The sequence below is a fragment of the Emticicia oligotrophica DSM 17448 genome, from assembly GCF_000263195.1.
In the GTDB taxonomy this organism is placed as follows: Bacteria; Bacteroidota; Bacteroidia; order Cytophagales; family Spirosomataceae; genus Emticicia; species Emticicia oligotrophica.
Map to the genome: position 1 here is coordinate 2,676,717 of NC_018748.1, position 20,379 is coordinate 2,697,095.

Sequence of the window (20,379 nt, forward strand, 5' to 3'; positions counted from 1 at the left end):
GTGCTTTCGAGGCATTTTCATGTTTTATTTATAGGAAAAATACAGCAAAATTGTGTTTCTCCTTTATTCGAAATTTCAAGCTTTCCTCCATGAATTTCGATAAATTCTTTACATAAAATTAATCCTAAACCTGAGCCTTTTTCTTTGGCGGTTCCACGTGTAGAAGTGATATTCCCAAGAGAATTCAACTTCTCAATTTGCTCATCCGAAATTCCAACACCTTCATCAATCACACAAATTCTATGTGAGTTAGCATTTTCTTCGACTAAAATTTTTACACCCCCACCTTTATGGCTGAACTTTATGGCATTTCCTAATAGGTTTCGAACGATGAAATCAAGCATTTCGGCATCTGCAAAAATAGGTTTACGCAGTTGAAAACTGGTTTCAATTTGAATGTTTTTAAGCTCAATATCAAGCGAGTGTAATTTGATGCAACTTTCTACAAGCGTTTGAATATCAGTATTTTGTGGCGAAAAAGAGACTTGGTTCATTTGTGAGCGAGACCACAAAAGTAAGTTGCTCAATAATTGGTTAAGATTCCCTAATGATTGTCGAGCTTTTTGAGTAAGCGTTATACGTTCGGGTTCTGAAAGCCTATCATGATGATTAATGAGTAGATTCAGAAATGAATCAAGCGAAACAAGTGGATTACGTAAATCGTGCGAGATGATTGATAAAAGCTTCGTTTTAAATACATTCAGTTCACGTAAATCGGCGGTTTGTTCGGCTACTTTTTGCTTTAAAATCTGACTTTGTTCTTCTAATAATTGCTTGCGTTCACGTTCTTTTTCGAGTTCGAGTTGGGTTACTTTTACCTGTGCTTGATTCAATCTACTCGACAAACCCAATGAAAATAATACTACCTGTGCCAAAACGCCAAACTGTACGGCATAGCGATTAAGACTATTATCTGGTAGCCAATTAAGTTCTCGGATAATAAAGAGGTTTCCGCCTAATACTAAAATCAGATTTGCTAAAGAAAAGTAAATGGCAGGGCTATAGCCTTTTCGAGCCACTAAAATTCCACACAAGAGCATCATAGTAAGTACCGAAGTACCTAAGAAACCAATTAAATCAATCACCAGGTCGAGTAAATCGAAGTTCCCTAAATAGCAAATTGCCCCCAAGAGCATCGTGAATAAATACAATATACTAAAAATATTGAGACCTTTATTGAGCAAAGGTGATTGTTCTTCGAGGTGAAGGTACGATTTGGTGAAATAAATGCGTGCTAAGTTGGTTATAGGTACAATAAACGCAAATGAGTAGGTATCCCATTGCGGCGAATTTTGCCAAAGTAGCTCTATTCCAAAGCCATAATAGAAAAAGAAATAAATACCCACGCCAGCTATCGAAATTACATAGTAGAGATAGCTAATATCTTGTACCGAAAGAAAAATGACGAAATTATACAAAGCCATGATGATAATGATGCCTAAGAAAATAGCTTGTAGCCAATATCGCATTTTATCATGCTCTTCGAATACTTCTAAAGTGCTTACCTTCAGTTCTATGCCAGTAGGTGTATAGATACTCAATTGTCCTTTGAGTTTTAGTAAAAAATGTTGTGTTTGATGTTTTTCGAGAATAACTTTAAATGCCGTCACGGAGCGTGGATAGGAGCGTTTTGAAAGGGGTAATAAACTTCCCGCAAAACCTATCACTTCTCTGGTAGCATTCAACGAAATGTTGTTTCGCCATAAACTTGCTTCACCCCACTTACTGTTGGTGTAGAGAATATAGGTTTGGTCATATTGGGTGGGATTTTGTAGGTCGAATTTGAGCCAATAATCTTTGATTTTATTGAGTTTTTCTGGTTTATATGGTTTGAATATTGATGAGTCTGGTGAAGTAGCTATGAGGAAATTGATATTTTTTTGAGCCAATAAAATGCCGAAACTCATTGATAACAAGAGCGTTAAGAAAATTGATTTTCCAAGTGTTGACGAAGTTATTTTGTTCATTCAAAATGATTTTGTGTAAATTTAGCATTTCATCTAACAAACTACTCATGCCATCTGTAAGAATTCTTATTGCCGAAGATGATTGGATTATTGCCAAAGAGATTTCGCTTACCTTACAAGACTTAGGTTTTGATGTAATCGGTACGTTTGATACTGGGGAAGAATTCGTGCAAAAACTACCTACTTTAAAACCTGATTTAGCACTACTTGATATTGATTTGGCTGGAAGCATGACGGGCATTGATATTGCCGAAAAGCTTAAACCTTTGGGTATTCCGTTTGTATTTTTGACAGCCATGGCTGATATTCAGACGATAGAGAAAGCCAAGCAAACTGAACCTTACGCCTATTTGGTAAAGCCTGTTCGAGCGGAAAGTTTACTTTCTACAATTGAGGTGAGTTTATATAATTTTCACCGACAAAAATCACTTGATTCCTCTACACCATCAGCGGGGAGTCTGCCAATCAATCAAGCTATATTTTCGATTAATGAGGCCATTTTTGTAAAATCGAAAAAGCGATTAGAGAAAATAAAAATTGCCGACATTCTGTGGATAGAGGCCGAAGATATTTATGCCATTATTGTGACCAAAAATGGGAAATATATTTTGAGCCAACCACTTAAGAGTATTGAAGAACGTTTACCAGCGGAGCATTTTATGCGGGTGCATCGCTCTTACATAGTGCAGCTTGATAAAATTCAGGCCATTGAAGAAAACGATTTGATTATTGAAGGGAAATACATTGCCATTGGAAAAACATTTAAAGAAAAGCTCATGAGTCGATTGGCATTTTTATAAAATCAATGGGCGTGCTATACCAGCACGCCCATGAAAATTGTCCTTAATCATTTACTTAATCTATTCCAATTATTTTGTATCCCAGAATAACTTAGTACTTAAGTTATCTTTCGCTTTTACTGAGCTATAATTAGTAGCATTATATGTTTGTTCGCTCGAAGGATAATTCCAACGGAAAGGTGGTTGCTTTTGTGCGTTGGCATCATCTACTTGGAAATTAAATTTCGGTAAATCTAAACGGCGAATCTCTGCCCAGCTATCAACTGGCTGAACTACACTGAAGTGAATCCATTTTTGTGTTGCAATCAAGTTGAGTTTATCAGTAGCATTATCCCAACTTACATCTGCACTTGCCAAATATTTGCTTACTTCTTCTTCTGTGTAAGCTGTAAGAGTAGGTGCAGTATTATCATTACTCAATTTTCTTAAGTTATAATAAAACTCAATTGACTGACGTACGCCTTTTTCGTAAGCTGTTTTGGCAGCTGCTGCGTTATTGGCTTTCAAATAATACTCAGCTGCAATAAAGCTTGCTTCAGCAGCATTCATCAACATTCCAGGGAAAAACTGATTACGGCTCAAAGTAGAACGGTTGTAGATAGCCATTGTACCACCCGCAATCAAAGCTGTTTGAGTAGCATTATCCAAAAGTGGGTCTAAACCATTATACACACCTTTAGCATTTATCCCTGCTTCAAACATCGCTCTAAGGCGTGGGTCAGCGTTTTTATTCATGTGGTCAATCATCGCTTTTCCTGCAATGTTTCCGTCCCAATCTTCTAAGCCCGAACGGAAGTTTTTCGCATGAATATCAGTATTCAAATCATAAACACCAATCTGAATATTCTCTGTATTACTGCCAATAGTTGGGTATTTTGAAGGATTATTCAAGATATCAGCAATTTCAGAAGTTGCACGAGCTGAGAATGCTGAGGCTGCCGATGCTCTCATAAGGATTCTTAAACGTAATGAATTACAGTATTTTTTCCAAAGTGTTAGGTCGCCTTTGTTAACAAAATCTTGTGTTTTGAAACCAGCCAAAATACCACTTTGTACATTAATTGAGTTTAGTTCATCAGAAAATGCCTTCAAATCATCCAACATTTTGGTGTAGATAGCTTCGGCAGTATCATATTTCGGATAAGATTTATCGTAATCACCACCATTGATGCTCAATTTACCCGCTTCGGTCATTGGAATATCACCGTGTAAATCAACAACCTTTTGTGTGTGGTCGTAGAAATAAATGGCAGCAGCAATCATATAAATACGACGATCAGCTTGGTCTGTTGTACTCAATTTTCCATATACTTTTTCTAATTCACGGTATTGAGCCACAAAGCCATAGTAGTTATTCCAACGGTCATTTACACCCGCAGCACCTGGAATGTATTGGTTGGCACTATTGGCCCAACCTACTGCTTGGTTATAACGGTTAAGGGTTGTACGCAATACTACGAAGTAGTTCCAATAGTCAGGTAATACATACCATTTATTGGCATTTAGGAAACCCGTAAATTGTTTTTCTACTGTTGTTACAGAAATCTTCGATGGGTCGGTGTAGGCTTCTACGAAGTCTGTTTTCTGACATGCCGAAACAAATAAGGTAAGGGCAGCCGTAAAAATTAAATATATTTTCTTCATTGTATTTTTTTCTTAAATTTTGGTCTAATTATCAATTACTTAGAAACTCGCTCTTAACATAATACCCATTGTACGAGTAGATGGGTTTGTACCTGCGTTTGAGAGTGTTTGGAACCATCTCGAACCAGCAGTAGTTTGCTCCGCATCAAGGTCTTTCAAAGTGCGGTAGAAGTACAATAAGTTACGACCGAATACTGAAACATTGAGTTTTTTAGCTCCAATTTTGTTGGCGAGTGTTGCTGGCAATGAATAACCAAAAGAAAGTTCTCTAAGTTTGATATAAGAGTTTTTCTGGATGTATAATTCATAGCGTGAAGAGCTATATTGTGGACCACCCCAGTTATAAGTATTCCAGTAATAGTAGGCTTGCGAAACTACATTGGTGTTTTTCTCACCTTTGTCGGTCACACCTTCCATCAACATGCCATCATGGTAAACCGTTTCGCCGTTAGGGCCTTTATCACCCGTTGTTTGAATACCTTTTCCATTTGACATATAGTAGCTCAAACCACCACTTGCGGCATCCATGTATTTTGTACTTTCTTCTAATAAACCACGACTAATCATCCAGTTAATACCAGTAGGCATGATATAACCACCAAAACGGAAATCAGTAATCACATCAAGTGAGAAACCTTTGTAAGAGAAAGAGTTAATGAAACCACCAACAACCTTTGGCATGGCGTTGCCTATTTTAACCATTTTGTCTGGGTCAACTTTATACAAACCATCTGGATTGACGATTTTCTCGCCATTGGCATTAGTTGCAATTGGGTGAGCGTAGAAATCTCCCATTGGTTGACCTACAACCGAACGAAGTTGAGCGGCATTACCATCATAGTCAGCATGGAGTAATTCGGTTGCTCCATTGGCTAATTTTTCTACAATATTGGTGTTTTTAGCTAAGTTAAGTGTTGTTTGCCATACGAAATTACGAGTTTTATATGGAGTGGCAGTAATACCAACTTCGATGCCTTTATTGCGAAGTGTACCAATGTTGGTTAATACTGAAGTTGCCCCTGTAGTAGCAGGAAGGGTCAGCGGTAAAATTTGGTCAACGATTTGAGCATTGTAATATGATACATCTAGACCAATTCTGTTTTTCAAGAATTTAGCTTCTAAACCAAATTCAAATTCTCTTTTTTGTTCTGGACGAATACCATCGTTACCGAAGCTAGTCGGAATAGTTGTGTATAAAACTGGGCGGCCGCCAACAGCTTGAACACCCAAAGTATTTTGGTTATAAGCGATATTTGCACCATAAATATCTGGGTAGTTACCTACAATACCCCATGAGGCACGCAATTTACCGAAACTTACTACTTCTGGTAATTGGAAAGCTTCAGAGAAAATAAAGCTTGTATTAACCGATGGATAAACAAAGGTATTATTGTTTGGATTCATGGTTGAAGTACGGTCACGGCGGACAGTTCCTTCAACAAAGAAATATTCTTTAAAATCTAGGTGTGCAGTGGCTAAAAGGGCATCTTTTGATAAGCTCGAACGACCTGAACTACTACCAGGTGTATTGATAGAAGCAGCAATATCAAAAAGATTTTCGGTGCTAAGCCCTCCATTTGTTTCACGACCTAATCTTGAAGCGATTTCTTTGGTAGCAGTATAGCCTCCCATTAAATCTAAATTGAAGTTCTGCGAGAGTTTTTTATTATAAGTAAGCAATAAATCACCATAAACGATAGAATATAGGTTGGTTCCTAGCGAGAAATAACCAGAATTGTTGAATGCCAACGGAACTTCAGTTGATTGACGGTTTTCTACTTTTTCTGAAGTAAAATCAGTTGAAACTCTACCACGTAGTTTTAAACCTTTGGTTATTTGGTAATGGTTGGTCAAACTTGCAATCACCCTGTTGTTGTATTCGTCGAGATTGTGCTCTTTCAAACGCCAAACATAGTCAGCAATATCACCTTTAAAACCATTATATCTGATATTTTCATTAGGGGTTAAACTTTGATTGGTACCTGTCACGAAACGATATCCTTTGCTTGTTTTATACTTATTCATGTACCAGTCAGCATTATCAAATCTACCAATCATACCTGTAAAGTTATTCATCATACGATCGATTGAATATGGGCGGTTATGCGTGTATTGGTTGATGTAATTAATGATTACGTCCGTTGTCCATTTATTACCAACTTTAAAACTACTATTGAAATTTGCGATATTTTTAGTGTTTTTCGAACCTAAACTGATGCCTTGGTTGTCTTGACGAGTCAACGAGAAACGAAGGTTTGAGTTATCAGTAGATTGTGAAACCGCTACGTTGATATTTGAATTTTGGCCTTGTTGGAATAAACCAGCATAATTATCTTTTTGTGCTTCATAAGGGCGAACAACACCATCCCAGCCCATAGTTGGTTTACCATCGAATTTTGGACCGAAGTTAATGCTAAAGTTCAAGATACCACGTGTATCTTTTACGCCATCGCCATTGGTATCATAGTAGATAAATCCTTCGGCATCTTGACCACCATTGTTTACATTTAAAGGAGCACCAGCACCTCTGATATTTTGGTATCTTGGTAAATAAGCAATATTGTCAACACTATAACTTGTATTGAAATCTACGCCTAAACCTTTACGTCCTTTACCACTTTTAGTCGTGATTAAAACCACACCATTTACGGCTTCCGAGCCATACAATGCTGCCGCAGAAGCACCTTTCAAGATTGAAATATTATCAATGTCTTCTGGGTTAATATCTAATAGACCGTTACCTCTTAAACGTTGGTCTCCCCAGTAGTCGTTGTTTTTTACCTCACCATCACGAATCGGCACACCGTCCATGATAATAAGTGGTTGGTTACGGCCAGTAATTGAGTTGATACCACGAACTGTGATGTTTACTGCACTGGTTGCACCACCTGGTGTAGCCGAAATACGCACACCAGGAGCTTTTCCATAAAGTGCAGAGGCAAAGTTTGGCGAACCAGCTTTCACAAGTGCATCAGATTTGATTTTTACTGCTGCAAAACCCAAAGCTCGTTGTTCTCTTGACATACCAAAACCTGTTGCAACTACTTCATCAAGCATAGTGGCATCATCTTCTAATACTACATCAATAGCTGTTTGATTTCCTACCAAAACTTCTTTGGTTTTGAATCCAATGAATGAAAAAACTAAAGTGTTTTTAGAGCTTGCTTTGATGGTATAGCGACCTTGGTCATTGGTTGTTGTACCTGAGGTAGTTCCTTTGATAGAAATTGAAACGCCTGTCATGGGTTGCCCATCCTGTTTGGCGGTGACTACACCGGAGATAGTCTGTCCATAGATAGTAGTACCTATTAGCATAAACATACTAATAAGTGATAGTAGTTTTTGGTTCATTGAGTAGAAAGGTTAATTAAAATATAAAAAAAGTAATTAGTTGCAATTGAATAGGTTAATACACCAAATGGACTTCATAAATGTTAATAGGTTCTCTTAGCTATACGCTTATAATTTTCTGCCTCAACCTTTCTATTAGAATTCTATAGATAGACCTGTAATTCGGTATATTTCAAAAATTTTATTCAAATATAAATCATTTATTAAGAAATTTTAAAATAATTTATTAAATAAATTTTCTATGTTATTGTATTTATTAATTTATTTTAAAAATAAATTAATAAAATTAGCATATGTAAATCGCTGATTATCAGTAGTTTATGGGAAGTATGTTTTAACTGTTTTTTAATGCTTAGAATATTTAAAAAAAATATAAAAATCATTCAATTAATAAGGCCTTAATAGTCATTCACCTTAAATCCTACGCCTTTCACCCCTTTGTTTTGATACGTTCGCCTAAATTCCCCAAATCATCATTTTTATTAATAGTAGTTTTCCAATGTTTTTTATGACTATTTCAATTCTATTCAATCTAAATAAGTACCAAAACAATGGCAATGTGGGTAAGCCTTTTGGCGTATATGGGTGTAATTGTGTTTATCGTGATTCGTGGGGCTCTGCGAACCAAGAATATGGCCGATTATGCTGTTGGTAGTTTAAGTTTTTCGCCTTGGGCTGTGGGACTTTCGTTGGCGGCGGGCATGACGAGTGCCGCAACTTTCATTATTAATCCAGGGTTTGTTGCTTATTATGGAATCAGTGGGGTGCTTTCGATGGCTATTTTTATGCCCATTGGTGCTTTGATTTCTTTGGTAGTTGTATCGAAGGGTTTTCGGAAAATTGGAGCTAATATTAAGGCTACTACTTTGGCTCAGTGGATAGGAACTCGATATGAAAGTAAAGGTTTTGCTTTATTCTTTGGTTTTTTATCGCTACTCCTCATAACTTTTATTGTATTGATTTGTGTGGGCATGACCCAAGTATTGAGTAATGCACTTGGGACTGAAATATTACCAACGCTCGTTTGTAGTGTAGTTTTTATATTTGGTTATATGATGTTTGGTGGAGCCAACTCCATGGTTTATACAAACGTCATTCAAGCTTTTATCAAGGTTTTTGTGGGAGTTATCTTACTGTTTTCGGGCTATGAGCATTTCACAGGCGGCTTCGATGCATTCTTACAAAAACTATCGAATATTGACCCTTCTTTGGCGAGTGCATACAATCCGAATAGTCCACTATTTCGTGATTTCTTCGAGGTAGTCATTTGTCAGTTGATAGTAGGGGTGGCTATAGTTTGTCAACCACATATCATTACACGTTCACTTTTCTTGAAAGACGAAAAAGATGTTAATCGCTATTTACTCATCAGTTGTTTGGTGCTTTTGTTTTTCTTTTCAGTAGTTTTTGTTGGGCTTTATGCACGCCTTGATTTTCCTGATTTGATGCAAAATGGGAAGAAAATAAGCGTAGATAAAATGATGTCGGCATATGTTACTACTCATTTTTCACCCACCATGAGTATTTTAATGGTGATTGGTATTTTTTCGGCGGGTATTGCCACGCTCGAAGGTTTGATTCAATCTATTTCGGCGACACTTACTTCTGACCTGATTAAACCTTTAGTTGGAGATTTTCTGATAAAAACTGAAGAAAACCCCAAAGGACTTTTTAGTGAATTTATCCTGCACAAATTGGTCATTATTTTATTAGCTATCATAGCCATTTTTATTTCATATAATCAATTAATAAACCCAGATTTAAGTGTTGGAATTTTTGCCCAAAATGGTGTTTATGGCTATTTCTCGGCCGCATTTGTGCCTGTTTTATTTGGTACATTCTTGAAAAATGTGCCCAAGATTGTGCCTTTGGTATCTTCAACTGTGGCCTTGGTAACACACTTTGGTATTTATTATGGTCGATTAACGCCCTATATGCAAGAGGGTACACGAAACCCAGGTATTTCGACAGCTATTGCCATTGTGGTTTCGGTATTGGTGGGGAGTGTTTTATATTTGGTCACTAAAAAAACGGATACAAAATGAAAACCTTTCTATCGCTCATATTGGTGGCTTTGATAAATGTTGTAACTCAGGCTCAAACCTGCGAACTCTCATATTTCAAAGAGGCAAAAACTATTAAACTCAACGATTCACTCACAATTGCTTATAAAGAGTTAGGTAAAGGAAAAGAAACAATTCTGATGGTTCATGGATTGGGCGGGAATATGAGCCATTGGATGCATAATTTCATTAAAAATCAGCATTGTATTGCCATTGATTTACCTTCGTATGGCCTTTCGACGATGCATGATTTCAAACCTAAAACAGATTTGCTTGATTTTTATGCCGATGTAATTTTGGCCTTTATTGATAAAAAGAAACTAAAAAATGTGGTTTTAGTAGGCCATTCGATGGGTGGGCAAACAGCAATTGTAACGGTTTTGAGAAAGCATCCAGCAATCAAGAAATTGATTCTAGCGGCACCCGCTGGATTTGAGACTTTTTCGGAAGCAGAGGCTCAATCACTCATTGATTTTGCTAAGCCAGAAACTTTTAAAAATCAGACAGAAACACTCGTGAAAGTGAGTTTAGCAAGAAATTTCTTTGAGATGCCTGCATCAGCAGAGAAACTAATTGCCGACCGATTGTTAATACCCCAATGCGAGTCTTTTAACCCATATTTTGTGGCTGTAGCGAAAGGTGTGCGTGGCATGCTTGAACATCCAATACGCAAGGAATTAAACAAAATTGATGTGCCAACTTTAGTAATTTTTGGAGAAAATGATGCTTTAATTCCCAATAAATTTTTGCACAAAAGCCTTACAACCAAACAAATAGCTGATATGGGAGCTGAGATTCCTAAAGTTAAAATTACGATGATTCCGAAAGCTGGGCATTTACTGATGTTCGAACAAGCTCAACGTTTCAACGAAGAAATTGCAACATTCTTAAAATAATTTATTCATTCTGTGGAGTACACAAAACACTTTAAAAACAATTCAACTCAATAAACCGAATTTCCAAATGAAACAAAGATTACTAACTTTATTAAGTATGCTTTTGAGCGTAGTTGCCTTTGCTCAAAACGGCATTATTACAGGAAAAGTAAAAGATTCACAGTCGGGAGAGGCACTTTTAGGAGCATCTATTACAGTAAAAGGTACAAATTTAGGTACAGTAACTGGAAATGATGGTGGTTTTAGTCTAAAAGTTCCTGCTGGCAAACAAACAGTAATCGCATCGTTTGTTGGCTATGGTTCTGTGAGTAAAGAAGTAGAAGTAAGCGGCAATGTAACTGTTGATTTCTCGCTCGAAGCTTCAAATATTTTAGGAGATGAAGTCGTGGTTTCTGCTACTCGCCGTGCCGAAAAGCTAACCGAGGCTCCGGCATCAATTAGTGTAATTACTACCAAAGATATTGACCAACTGGCTTCCTTTAATGTGGGCGAATTGGCTTCAAAAATTCAAGGGGTGGAGTTTGTCCGTACAGGTGTCAATGGTGTGGGTATCAATGCTCGTGGGTTTAATAATGCTTTCAATGCAAAAGTATTAGCAATGACCGATGGACGTAACTCAATGATGGCTGGTGGTAGTGGTCTACCAGCTGGTATAATGAATACGGTGGTGAAAGAAGATATTGAGCGTGTAGAAGTAGTTTTAGGGCCTAATTCGGCATTGTATGGCCCTAATGCACACAATGGAATTGTGAATACAATTACTAAAGACCCTCGCCGTTATCAAGGTACTACCGTGGCTATTAATGCGGGTAATCAAAGTGTGTTTTCGGCTCGTTTACGTCATGCTATGAAGCTTTCAGATAAATTTGCATTCAAAGTAACAGGCGAATTGACTCAAGGAAATGATTTCAAGTTTAATGATAGTGTTTATGTTGGAAACGGAACTTACTACGGAGCGGTGCGTGCTGTACCCGAAATGGTGAAAACTTTTAAGTTTAGTCACCGACGTGGAGAAGCGGGTTTGTATTATAGTCTTTCTCCGAAATCTGATATTATTGTATCTTATGGCGGTAGTATCAACGATTTCTTAGCGGTGAATAATGTAGGTCGCAATCAAATTGATGGTTGGAAGTTTTCGTACTTACAAGGGCGTTATGTATCGCCAAGAGTTTTTGCACAAGTGTATTATACATGGACAAACGTAGGAAATTCTTACGGAATTGCCCCATACACTCGCGATTACACGAACCGCATAAATAGTACGATTCCTGCCACAACGCCAGTTTTAGGGCCATTAGTAGGTAAACTAACACCTGGTGAAGCTCAGGCATTTGCTTTACGTTATGGCAATAAGTTTAAAGAAGCCTCAGGTCGTTTGAACGGAGAAATTCAATACAATAATGCTTGGGAGAAAATCGGCTTATCAATGGTTGCCTCTATGAGCTACCAGAAAGATTATCCAAATACTTTTGGTACATCGCTGGCTGATAGTAATGTGCCTGGTAAGGAAGGTGATAAATTAATTACGGTCGAACAAATTGGTGGTGCAGTGCAGTTTGAAAAAACTTTACCCGCAAAACTAAAACTTGTAGCTGCTGCTCGTGTAGATAATCATAGTGTTTTTGGTAATCTTTTTGCACCAAAATTGGCCCTGGTAAAAGGGGTAAAAAATGGTAGTTTCCGCCTTACTTATGGCCGTGCTAATGCCGCTCCGATTATTTTATTCCAATCGGCCAATGTGTTTGGTTTAGTGTTTGGAAATGGAAGTGGTGTGAGCTACATTCCAAATGGGTCTAACCCTGCCGACCCAGCAGCGGTAAAAGTAACGGATAAATTAAAAGTTGAACAAATTGGTACTTGGGAGATTGGTTACAAAGGTACAATTAGCAAAAAACTTTACCTTGATGTAAATGGTTACTATGGTCGTTCGAAAAACTTCCTCAGTCCAGCGATTACAGTGGGAGGGCGTGCTTTGAAAGTAGGAGATATTGCTATTCCAACGCAAAACCTCTTGTTGGGTGGTACCGTTACAAACAATGCTTTAGCGGGAGCAGCATTTAGTACATATTTTAATTACGGACAAGTAGATGCTTGGGGTGTAGATTTAGGCATTAACTACTACTTCACTTCCAATGTTTCTTTAGGTGTGAAATACTCATACTTTGGCTCAGATATTACAGAGGATAACATCAAAAATGATGCAAACCGTGATGGATTCGTTTCTTCGGAAGAAAAAAGCTTAAATACCCCGAAAAATCGTTTGGCCGCTACTTTAAGTTTCCAAAACCTCATGAACAAAAAATTATTCATTAATCTTTCAATGCGTGCGGTTCAGAAGTTTGACTTTTATTCAGGCAACCAGATTGCTACCGAAGCGGGAGCAGGTAAGCGAGGTGTAGTAACGGCTACATTGCCGAATGGTACAAAAGTAAATTATTTGAAAAACTTCGATTACGGCCCATTAGGTGGTTTCACCACATTTGATTTTAGTGCGGGATATGCTCTTAGTAAAAATATCACAGCAGGGGCAGCCGTAAGTAATATTTTCAATGTAAAACAACGTGAATTTGTTGGTTCACCACTCATTGGTCGCTTATTCTCAGTAGAATTAAAAGCCAATATCCCATATCATAAGTAAGTAATACAATTCATCATAGATTAACAGCCAAAACTAAAATGGCATTCGTTTGAGTGCCATTTTCTTAGTTTTTAATTTGAGGAAATTTATAGAAAATATTAATTAAAATGCTCAACATCAGCCAACTACTTACACGTAACGCACAATATCGTCCCAATCATTTAGCTTTTGTCTTCAATGACCAACGCCTCACGTATCGAGCATTTAATGCCTCGGTTAATCAGCTTTGCCATGCTTTCCTATCTATTGGCATTACCAAAGGAAGTAAGGTATCAACGCTTTTACCCAATAGCTTCGAATTATACGAAACCTACTGGGCTTGTGCTAAAATCGGTGCAGTATGTGTACCCAATAGCCCTATGTTGCGTGGTAGTGGTCTGATAAATTTATTGAATGATTCGGATACAGATTTAGTGATTACTAACCAAAGCCTCATGCCTTATATCAACGAGGTGCGAAGTGAGCTTTTGTGTAAGAATTTTTGGCTTACAGATTCAACTCAAGATAGCTACAAAAACTATCATCAGCTAAAAGAAAACAAGCCAACATCAGAGCCTCCGAGGGTAGATATACAAAATGATGACCCCTATAATATCATGTATAGCAGTGGTACAACAGGCTTACCAAAGGGTATTGTGATTAGTCATCAAGTGCGTGCATTATACGGTTCATTATTTGCCAATTATTTCCGCATGACTCCCGAAAGTGTGGTAATGCACTCTGGCTCAATTGTATTCAATGGCTCTTTTCTTACACTTATGCCTGTCATGTTTGTGGGTGGAACGTACATTTTACTCGACCATTTTGACGCACACGCAGTGACCGAAGTAATCAAACAAGAAAAAGTTACTCACACGATTTTAGTACCATCGCAGATTGTTTCTTGCCTAAATCTTGAAGAATTTAACCAAGAAAACTTACAATCTTTAGAGTATATTCTTTCGGTAGGTGCACCACTTTTGCTCGAACATAAAGAAGAGCTCGACCGTCGAGCTCCTAATGTTTTTTACGAACTCTATGGCCTAACTGAAGGCTTTATGACAATTTTGGATAAAACCGAATTTCGACTAAAATCAGGTTCGGTGGGTGCTCCTCCACAATTTATGGAAATAAAAATTGTAGATGATGCAGGAAACGAATTACCGAATGGACAGATAGGGGAGATTGTAGGAAAAAGTCCACTTTTGATGACTGGGTATTATAAAAACCCAGAGAAAACCGCCGAGGCTATTCAAGATGATTGGCTCTTTACGGGAGACGTTGGGTACTTAGATGAAGATGGTTATTTATTTCTAACTGGTCGTAAGAAAGACCTCATCATTTCGGGAGGAGTAAATGTGTATCCTGTTGATATTGAAGAAGTAATTGCTCGTCACTCATCAGTAGAAAATGTATCAGTTTTTGGGGTTACTCATGCTGAATGGGGCGAAACGCCAATTGCGGCTGTGATTCTAAAAAAAGGTTCGACAATAACGGCCGAAGAAATAAAGAAGTTTGCAAATGATAACTTAGAAGCCCGCTATCAGAAGGTTTCGGATGTGTTTTTTGTTGATGATTTCCCGAAAAACGTGGCGGGTAAAATTTTAAAGCGAGAATTGAAAGATAATTATTTGAAAGAGTAGATTTCTCAATTATAGATTATTCAACAGAAAGTAGAAAAGGAGGAGGCTCAACAGGAAAAAGAGAAATCGTGAATCTAAGGTGGGCTGTTGAATTAAATATGGTTAAAAATCATAATCCAAATTAATAATGATTAGCAAAAATATTCATACCAATAGCATCAATTTACATTATATAGATACTGAAACTGAAGGGCCAGTAATCATCTTGATGCACGGACTTACGGCCAATTCTCATGCTTTTGATGGACTTTTGGCTGAAGGTTTGGGAAAAAAATGGCGAGTAATTAGTGTTGATTTAAGGGGTAGAGGCTTGAGTGATAAACCCACTGAAGGATATACGATGAAAGACCATGCCGAAGATATCTTAGGACTCATGGATGGTTTAGGTATTGAAAAATGTATCGTTGGTGGGCATTCTTTTGGGGCTTTATTGACTTTTTACATGGCCTTTCATCATGCTGAAAGATTAGAAAAGTTATTATTACTCGATGCCGCCGCCCGATTACACCCACAAACCAAAGAAATGCTTGGCCCTGCCCTCAGCAGAATTGGACAAACGTATCCATCTTTTGAAACGTATCTTGAAAAAGTCAAAGCGGGAGCATACATGACCTACTGGGAAGATACCATGCTAAGCTATTATCAGGCCGATGTAAAATTAAATAATGATGGAAGCGTAACTCAGCGTTCTACGCCCGAAAATATGACTGAGGCAATTTTGAAAGGCTCTTTTGGCGAACCTTGGCTTGATTATATCAAGGCGGTTGAGCAACCAGCTATTTTATTGAATGGAACTATGAATTATGCACTCGATGCTCCTCTATTGCCTAAAGAATTTGCCTTAGAAACTGTATCTCTCATGAAAAATTGCCAGTATAAAGAAGTTTGGGGTAATCACCAAACAATGCTTTATGGACAAGGAGCAAAAGATATTGTAGCAGGGATAGAGTCATTTTTGGCAAATTAATAGTACACAACTTCAAAGTAATAAACTACTGAGGCATAGAATTATACAAAATACTTGCTCTGTGTAAGTTTGTGTTGGTTGTGCCTTGGTAGTAAATTTATTTTCAATCGGTAATTTATAGCTAAACTTAAAGAATTTAGCCCTCCAATTTCCTTATTTCTCCACTTCAATCACTAACTTTGAATTTTAATCAAAAAAAGTTCAAATGTCAGTAATTATTTCTCCAATTTCCGAAAGTTTAAAAACTTTTCTCGAAACAAAAAGTTATTCTAAAATCATAGTATTGACCGATACAAATACAAAGCGTTTTTGTTATCCAGTTATCAAAGATTCTTTACCGAAACACACGGTGATTACTGTAAAAAATGGTGAAGAACACAAGAACTTACAAACCTGTGAAGTAATCTGGTCGGCCATGACTGAGGCTCAACTTGACCGTCATGCTTTGATGATAAATTTAGGTGGAGGTGTAATTGGCGATATGGGAGGCTTTTGTGCCGCAACTTACAAACGTGGTATTGATTTTATTCAAATTCCTACCACTTTGCTTTCGCAAGTAGATGCCAGCGTAGGAGGGAAATTAGGAATTGATTTTCAGGGTTTCAAAAATCATTTAGGTGTTTTTACATTACCCAATGCCGTTTTAATTGACCCTGTATTTTTAGAAACGCTTTCGGAAAGAGAAAAACGTTCTGGTTTTGCTGAAATCTTGAAACATTGCTTGATTCAAGATGGCGATAAATGGCAGGTGATAAGAAAAAGAGATTTAGCCGACCAAGACCTGCCAGATTTAATTGCTCATTCGGTTGAAATTAAGAAAAAAGTTGTTGAGCAAGACCCAACCGAAAAAGGTTTACGTAAAATTCTGAACTTCGGACATACGCTAGGGCATGCAGTAGAAACATTTTTTCTACCAAAAGGCAAAAAAAAGTTACTTCATGGCGAAGCCATTGCAACCGGAATGGTCTGCGAGTCGTATATAGCTTATGAAAGGGGTTTGATTGATGAAAAAACACTCGAACAAATTGAAGAATTTATATTTTCGATATACGGAAAAGTAGAAATGGATGCTGCTGATTTTGATACAATCATTGCATTAACTCAGCAGGATAAAAAGAATAAAGGAAAAGAGGTGAGATTTTCGTTGATTAATGCCGCAGGTAGTTGCTTATATGATATAGTAGTGACAAAAAATGAAATGAAAAAAGCCTTAGAATATTACAAAGGCTGATGAAGAAATGGGTGTAGAAAAATAATTGAATGTTTGCTACCGAAGATGGAAGGCAAAGAGGCGAGATAAAGCAACAAAAACTTGATTTTTTAGAAGAAATTAATTAGTTTTGAATATACTGCAATGGTAGGCTGCTTTCCATTGAGATATTTGTAAGTAGTTGATAGAAAGTCTTTTCATGGTTTTTCCATGGTTTGAAAATCATTTTGTTTAAAAATCAATTCAATTTATAAGCCTTATGAAAAAATTCTATTTATTGTCTGCACTCATTGTTTTAGCATTATCAAGCTGTAATTCTATCAAACTTATGGTCGATAACGATTATAGTTATGAGACCGACTTCACAAAATATCGCACTTACAATTTTCTTAACTGCGAGATTGATACTTCATTTGTATGTACCGAAATTCAAGATGCTATTCGTCGTCAGATGAAAGCTCGTGGCTACAAGGTAGTTGCCGAAGACCCAGGCCTTTTGGTAAGCTACAGTATCATCCGTGACCGTGTAGACTATAAAGGGTATTTCCAACCATCTCTTGAACGTTGGGTGAATCGTTTCGATGGTGATGATACTTATAAAATTCAAAATTTTCATTTTGGCGGTGGAATGATTTTAGTATCACTTTTGGATGCTGAAACGAGTCGACTCATTTGGCGAGGTTATGCTTCGGGGGTATTCAATAAACAGGTGAATAAACCCATAAACTACTATCGCAGCATTGTTCGAAATATTTTCGACCAATACCCACTTTTTGCTGCGGGCGAAAAACCACGTAGGTTAGAAGATTTATAGTAGTCTCTACTATCGCTCATTTCTAATGCTTTTGATATTTACTATCAAAAATAAAGGAATAAAAAAACCGTAAATCAAGATGAAGAAACTACTATTATTTATCATAACAGGGGTTTTAATGAGTAGTTGTATGAGAGTATTTGTAGAAAATGATTACCGCTACTCAACTCAGTTTAAGAAATATAAAACCTACGCTTTTGTTGATTGTGAACGTGATACGAATATTCTGTGTGAAGATGTACAACAGGCAATTCAGTATCAGATGCGTGCTCGTGGTTATGAGTTTAACGCTCAAAAACCCAATATTTTTGTCAATTTTTCAATTTATTATGACCGTCTGAAATACAAGGGCTACGAACAACCTGCACTTGTAAGTTGGGTTTCAACCGAAGACGATAGTTATTTGTATAAACCTGTAAAATACGAATTAGGAAAAGGCACACTCATGATTTCAATGATTGAGGCCGAAACTAGCGAAGTTGTTTGGCGTGGGTATGCTACAGGTATTTTTAATAAAGCATCTTCAAAGAAAAATTATTTTAAGAGTATTGTACGAAATATCTTTGACCAGTATCCACTTTTCGCAACCAACGAAAAGTCTATTAGTTTTAGGGAAAATAGCCGCTATTGAATATCTTAGCGGCTATTACTCAAATATTTTTAGAAAAGAATGCTAACAGTTTACGGAATTCCAAATTGTGATACAGTAAAAAAAGCCCTTACTTGGCTCAAAGACCATAACATTGCTTTCGAGTTTCATGATTATAAAAAGAAAGGTATCACGCCCGAGAAACTCGAAGAATGGCTTACTCAGGTTCCTTACGATAAACTTGTCAATCGAGCAGGCACTACATTCAAAAAACTCACCGAAGAAGAAAAAGCAAACATTACAGATAATGCTTCTGCAATTGCATTGATGCTTGAAAAGACTTCAGTTATTAAACGTCCAATTGTAGAATCAGATAAGATTTTAGCAATGGGATTTAAGGCTGAAGATTATGAAGAAGTATTTGGTTAAATGCCGTACTTCTCCACTCTTCTATAAAGAGCCTGTCGAGTGAGTCCCATTTCTCTTGCTGCTTCAGTGATATTTCCATTGAATTTTTTCAATGTCTTAATAATCAGCATCTTCTCTACTTCTTCCAATTGGTAAGTTTGGTCGAATGAAGGTGCTGTTTCTTGTCTAGCCTCAAAGAAAAAATCTTCAGGCTGAAGAGCTGCTCCTTGCGAAAGGATAACGGCACGCTCAACGGCGTGTTGAAGTTCACGCACATTGCCTGCCCAATGATAGCGTTGCAACTGTTTGGCCAAGTTAGCACTGATACTATTTACTGGACGATTGTATTTCTTTCGATAAATTTTCAAGAAATGTTCGGCTAGAGGAATAATATCTTCGGGGCGTTCACGGAGTGGTGGGAGTTTTATTTCAATAGTATTGATTCTGTACAATAAATCTTGTCGGAATGTACGTTGACCAACTCTGTCATAGATGGGTTCGTTGGTAGCACAAATCAATCGAATATCAATATTTTTAGGTTTGTTTGAACCTACTTTCGTAACATTTCTATTTTGCAAAACGGTTAAAAGTTTGGCTTGTAATGGAAGAGGAATATTGCCAATTTCATCTAAAAATATTGTTCCTCCATTAGCTTCCTCAAATCTTCCTGCACGGTCTTCTCGGGCATCAGTAAATGCCCCTTTTACGTGCCCAAAAAGCTCACTTTCAAATAAAGTTTCTGAAATTGCACCTAAATCTGAATGTACGAATGGCATTTCCGCACGATTAGATTTTTCGTGTATCAATCTGGCAATGAGGTCTTTGCCCGTTCCGTTTTCTCCCAAAATTAAAATATTGGCATCAGTATTGGCTACTCGCTCAATAGTTTCGAAAATTTTAAGCATAGCTTGGCTACTCCCAATAATTTGTGTAGAGGATGTGCTTTTTTTTGTATTAGTTACTGGTAATTTTTCACCAAGTTTTTCTTGTCGAATTTCATACGCCGATTGCATCGTTTCGAGCAGTTTGGTGTTTTCCCAAGGCTTCAAAACAAAATCTACGGCCCCTACTTTGATTGCTCGTACGGCCATTTCTACATCACCATAAGCTGTGAAAAGTACTACCGAAATGTTGGGGTCAATATCTAAAATTCGGTCGAGCCATTCAAAACCTTCTTTGCCAGTATTTACATCACGCGTGAAGTTCATGTCGAGCAAGACTACATCGTATTGTCCGTTATTAATTAAAAATGGAATTCTTTCGGGGTTTTTCTCAATATCTACTTGGCTAAAGTGGCGTTTTAAGAATAACTTAGCTGCACTTAGTACATCAACATCATCATCAATTATTAAGAGTTTCGACATAGTTTTATAGGTTTTTAGCTATCAGCCATTGGCTTTTAGCGAGAAA

General features: G+C 37.2%; 14 protein-coding genes. 10 read left to right on the forward strand and 4 right to left on the reverse strand.

Annotation, left to right across the window (positions count from 1 at the left end; genetic code table 11):
• Positions 1-17 precede the first annotated feature (17 nt).
• Entirely contained in the window at positions 18-1,967 is a 1,950-nt protein-coding gene (locus EMTOL_RS11155) for a sensor histidine kinase (protein ID WP_083842379.1), read from the reverse strand.
• Between the two features lie 47 nt (positions 1,968-2,014).
• Here EMTOL_RS11155 and EMTOL_RS11160 point away from each other — a divergent pair, with 47 nt between their 5' ends.
• The gene (locus EMTOL_RS11160) at positions 2,015-2,767 is read left to right on the forward strand and encodes a LytR/AlgR family response regulator transcription factor (RefSeq protein ID WP_015029392.1); all 753 of its coding nucleotides are present in this window, start codon (positions 2,015-2,017) and stop codon (positions 2,765-2,767) included.
• A gap of 69 nt (positions 2,768-2,836) precedes the next feature.
• Here the strand turns inward: EMTOL_RS11160 and EMTOL_RS11165 are convergent, their stop codons facing one another.
• Positions 2,837-4,411, reverse strand: coding sequence for a SusD/RagB family nutrient-binding outer membrane lipoprotein (locus EMTOL_RS11165; RefSeq protein ID WP_015029393.1), 1,575 nt, complete (start codon positions 4,409-4,411; stop codon positions 2,837-2,839).
• 39 nt (positions 4,412-4,450) lie between these two features.
• Positions 4,451-7,762: a SusC/RagA family TonB-linked outer membrane protein gene (locus tag EMTOL_RS11170; RefSeq protein WP_015029394.1), complete on the reverse strand. Its 3,312-nt coding sequence runs from the start codon at positions 7,760-7,762 to the stop codon at positions 4,451-4,453.
• A 551-nt stretch (positions 7,763-8,313) separates the two neighbouring features.
• Between EMTOL_RS11170 and EMTOL_RS11175 the strand changes: the two genes are divergently transcribed.
• The 9 genes from EMTOL_RS11175 to EMTOL_RS11215 all read left to right on the forward strand — a co-directional run bounded on the left by EMTOL_RS11175 (position 8,314) and on the right by EMTOL_RS11215 (position 18,990).
• Positions 8,314-9,807 carry a sodium/pantothenate symporter gene (locus EMTOL_RS11175; RefSeq protein ID WP_015029395.1) on the forward strand — a complete coding sequence of 498 codons (1,494 nt, stop codon included), beginning with the start codon at positions 8,314-8,316 and terminating at the stop codon, positions 9,805-9,807.
• Entirely contained in the window at positions 9,804-10,721 is a 918-nt protein-coding gene (locus EMTOL_RS11180) for an alpha/beta fold hydrolase (protein ID WP_015029396.1), read from the forward strand. The genes EMTOL_RS11175 and EMTOL_RS11180 overlap by 4 nt, the downstream gene beginning before the upstream one ends.
• A 67-nt stretch (positions 10,722-10,788) precedes the next feature.
• On the forward strand, positions 10,789-13,359 hold the full coding sequence (locus tag EMTOL_RS11185; protein ID WP_015029397.1) for a TonB-dependent receptor: 2,571 nt from the start codon (positions 10,789-10,791) through the stop codon (positions 13,357-13,359).
• Positions 13,360-13,466: 107 nt separating this feature from the next.
• A complete protein-coding gene (locus EMTOL_RS11190) occupies positions 13,467-14,981 on the forward strand; it encodes a class I adenylate-forming enzyme family protein (protein ID WP_015029398.1) in 1,515 nt (504 codons plus the stop codon).
• 127 nt (positions 14,982-15,108) lie between these two features.
• Complete coding sequence (locus tag EMTOL_RS11195; protein WP_015029399.1) at positions 15,109-15,948, forward strand: alpha/beta fold hydrolase; 840 nt, start codon at positions 15,109-15,111, stop codon at positions 15,946-15,948.
• Positions 15,949-16,153: 205 nt separating this feature from the next.
• Positions 16,154-17,179: a 3-dehydroquinate synthase gene (gene aroB / locus EMTOL_RS11200; protein WP_015029400.1), complete on the forward strand. Its 1,026-nt coding sequence runs from the start codon at positions 16,154-16,156 to the stop codon at positions 17,177-17,179.
• Positions 17,180-17,417: 238 nt separating this feature from the next.
• A complete protein-coding gene (locus EMTOL_RS11205) occupies positions 17,418-17,972 on the forward strand; it encodes a DUF4136 domain-containing protein (protein ID WP_015029401.1) in 555 nt (184 codons plus the stop codon).
• Between the two features lie 79 nt (positions 17,973-18,051).
• Entirely contained in the window at positions 18,052-18,603 is a 552-nt protein-coding gene (locus tag EMTOL_RS11210) for a DUF4136 domain-containing protein (RefSeq protein ID WP_015029402.1), read from the forward strand.
• A 39-nt stretch (positions 18,604-18,642) separates the two neighbouring features.
• Positions 18,643-18,990: an ArsC family reductase gene (locus EMTOL_RS11215; protein WP_015029403.1), complete on the forward strand. Its 348-nt coding sequence runs from the start codon at positions 18,643-18,645 to the stop codon at positions 18,988-18,990.
• Here EMTOL_RS11215 and EMTOL_RS11220 read toward each other — a convergent pair.
• Positions 18,987-20,333 carry a sigma-54-dependent transcriptional regulator gene (locus tag EMTOL_RS11220; RefSeq protein ID WP_015029404.1) on the reverse strand — a complete coding sequence of 449 codons (1,347 nt, stop codon included), beginning with the start codon at positions 20,331-20,333 and terminating at the stop codon, positions 18,987-18,989. The genes EMTOL_RS11215 and EMTOL_RS11220 overlap by 4 nt on opposite strands.
• Between the last annotated feature and the right edge of the window lie 46 nt (positions 20,334-20,379).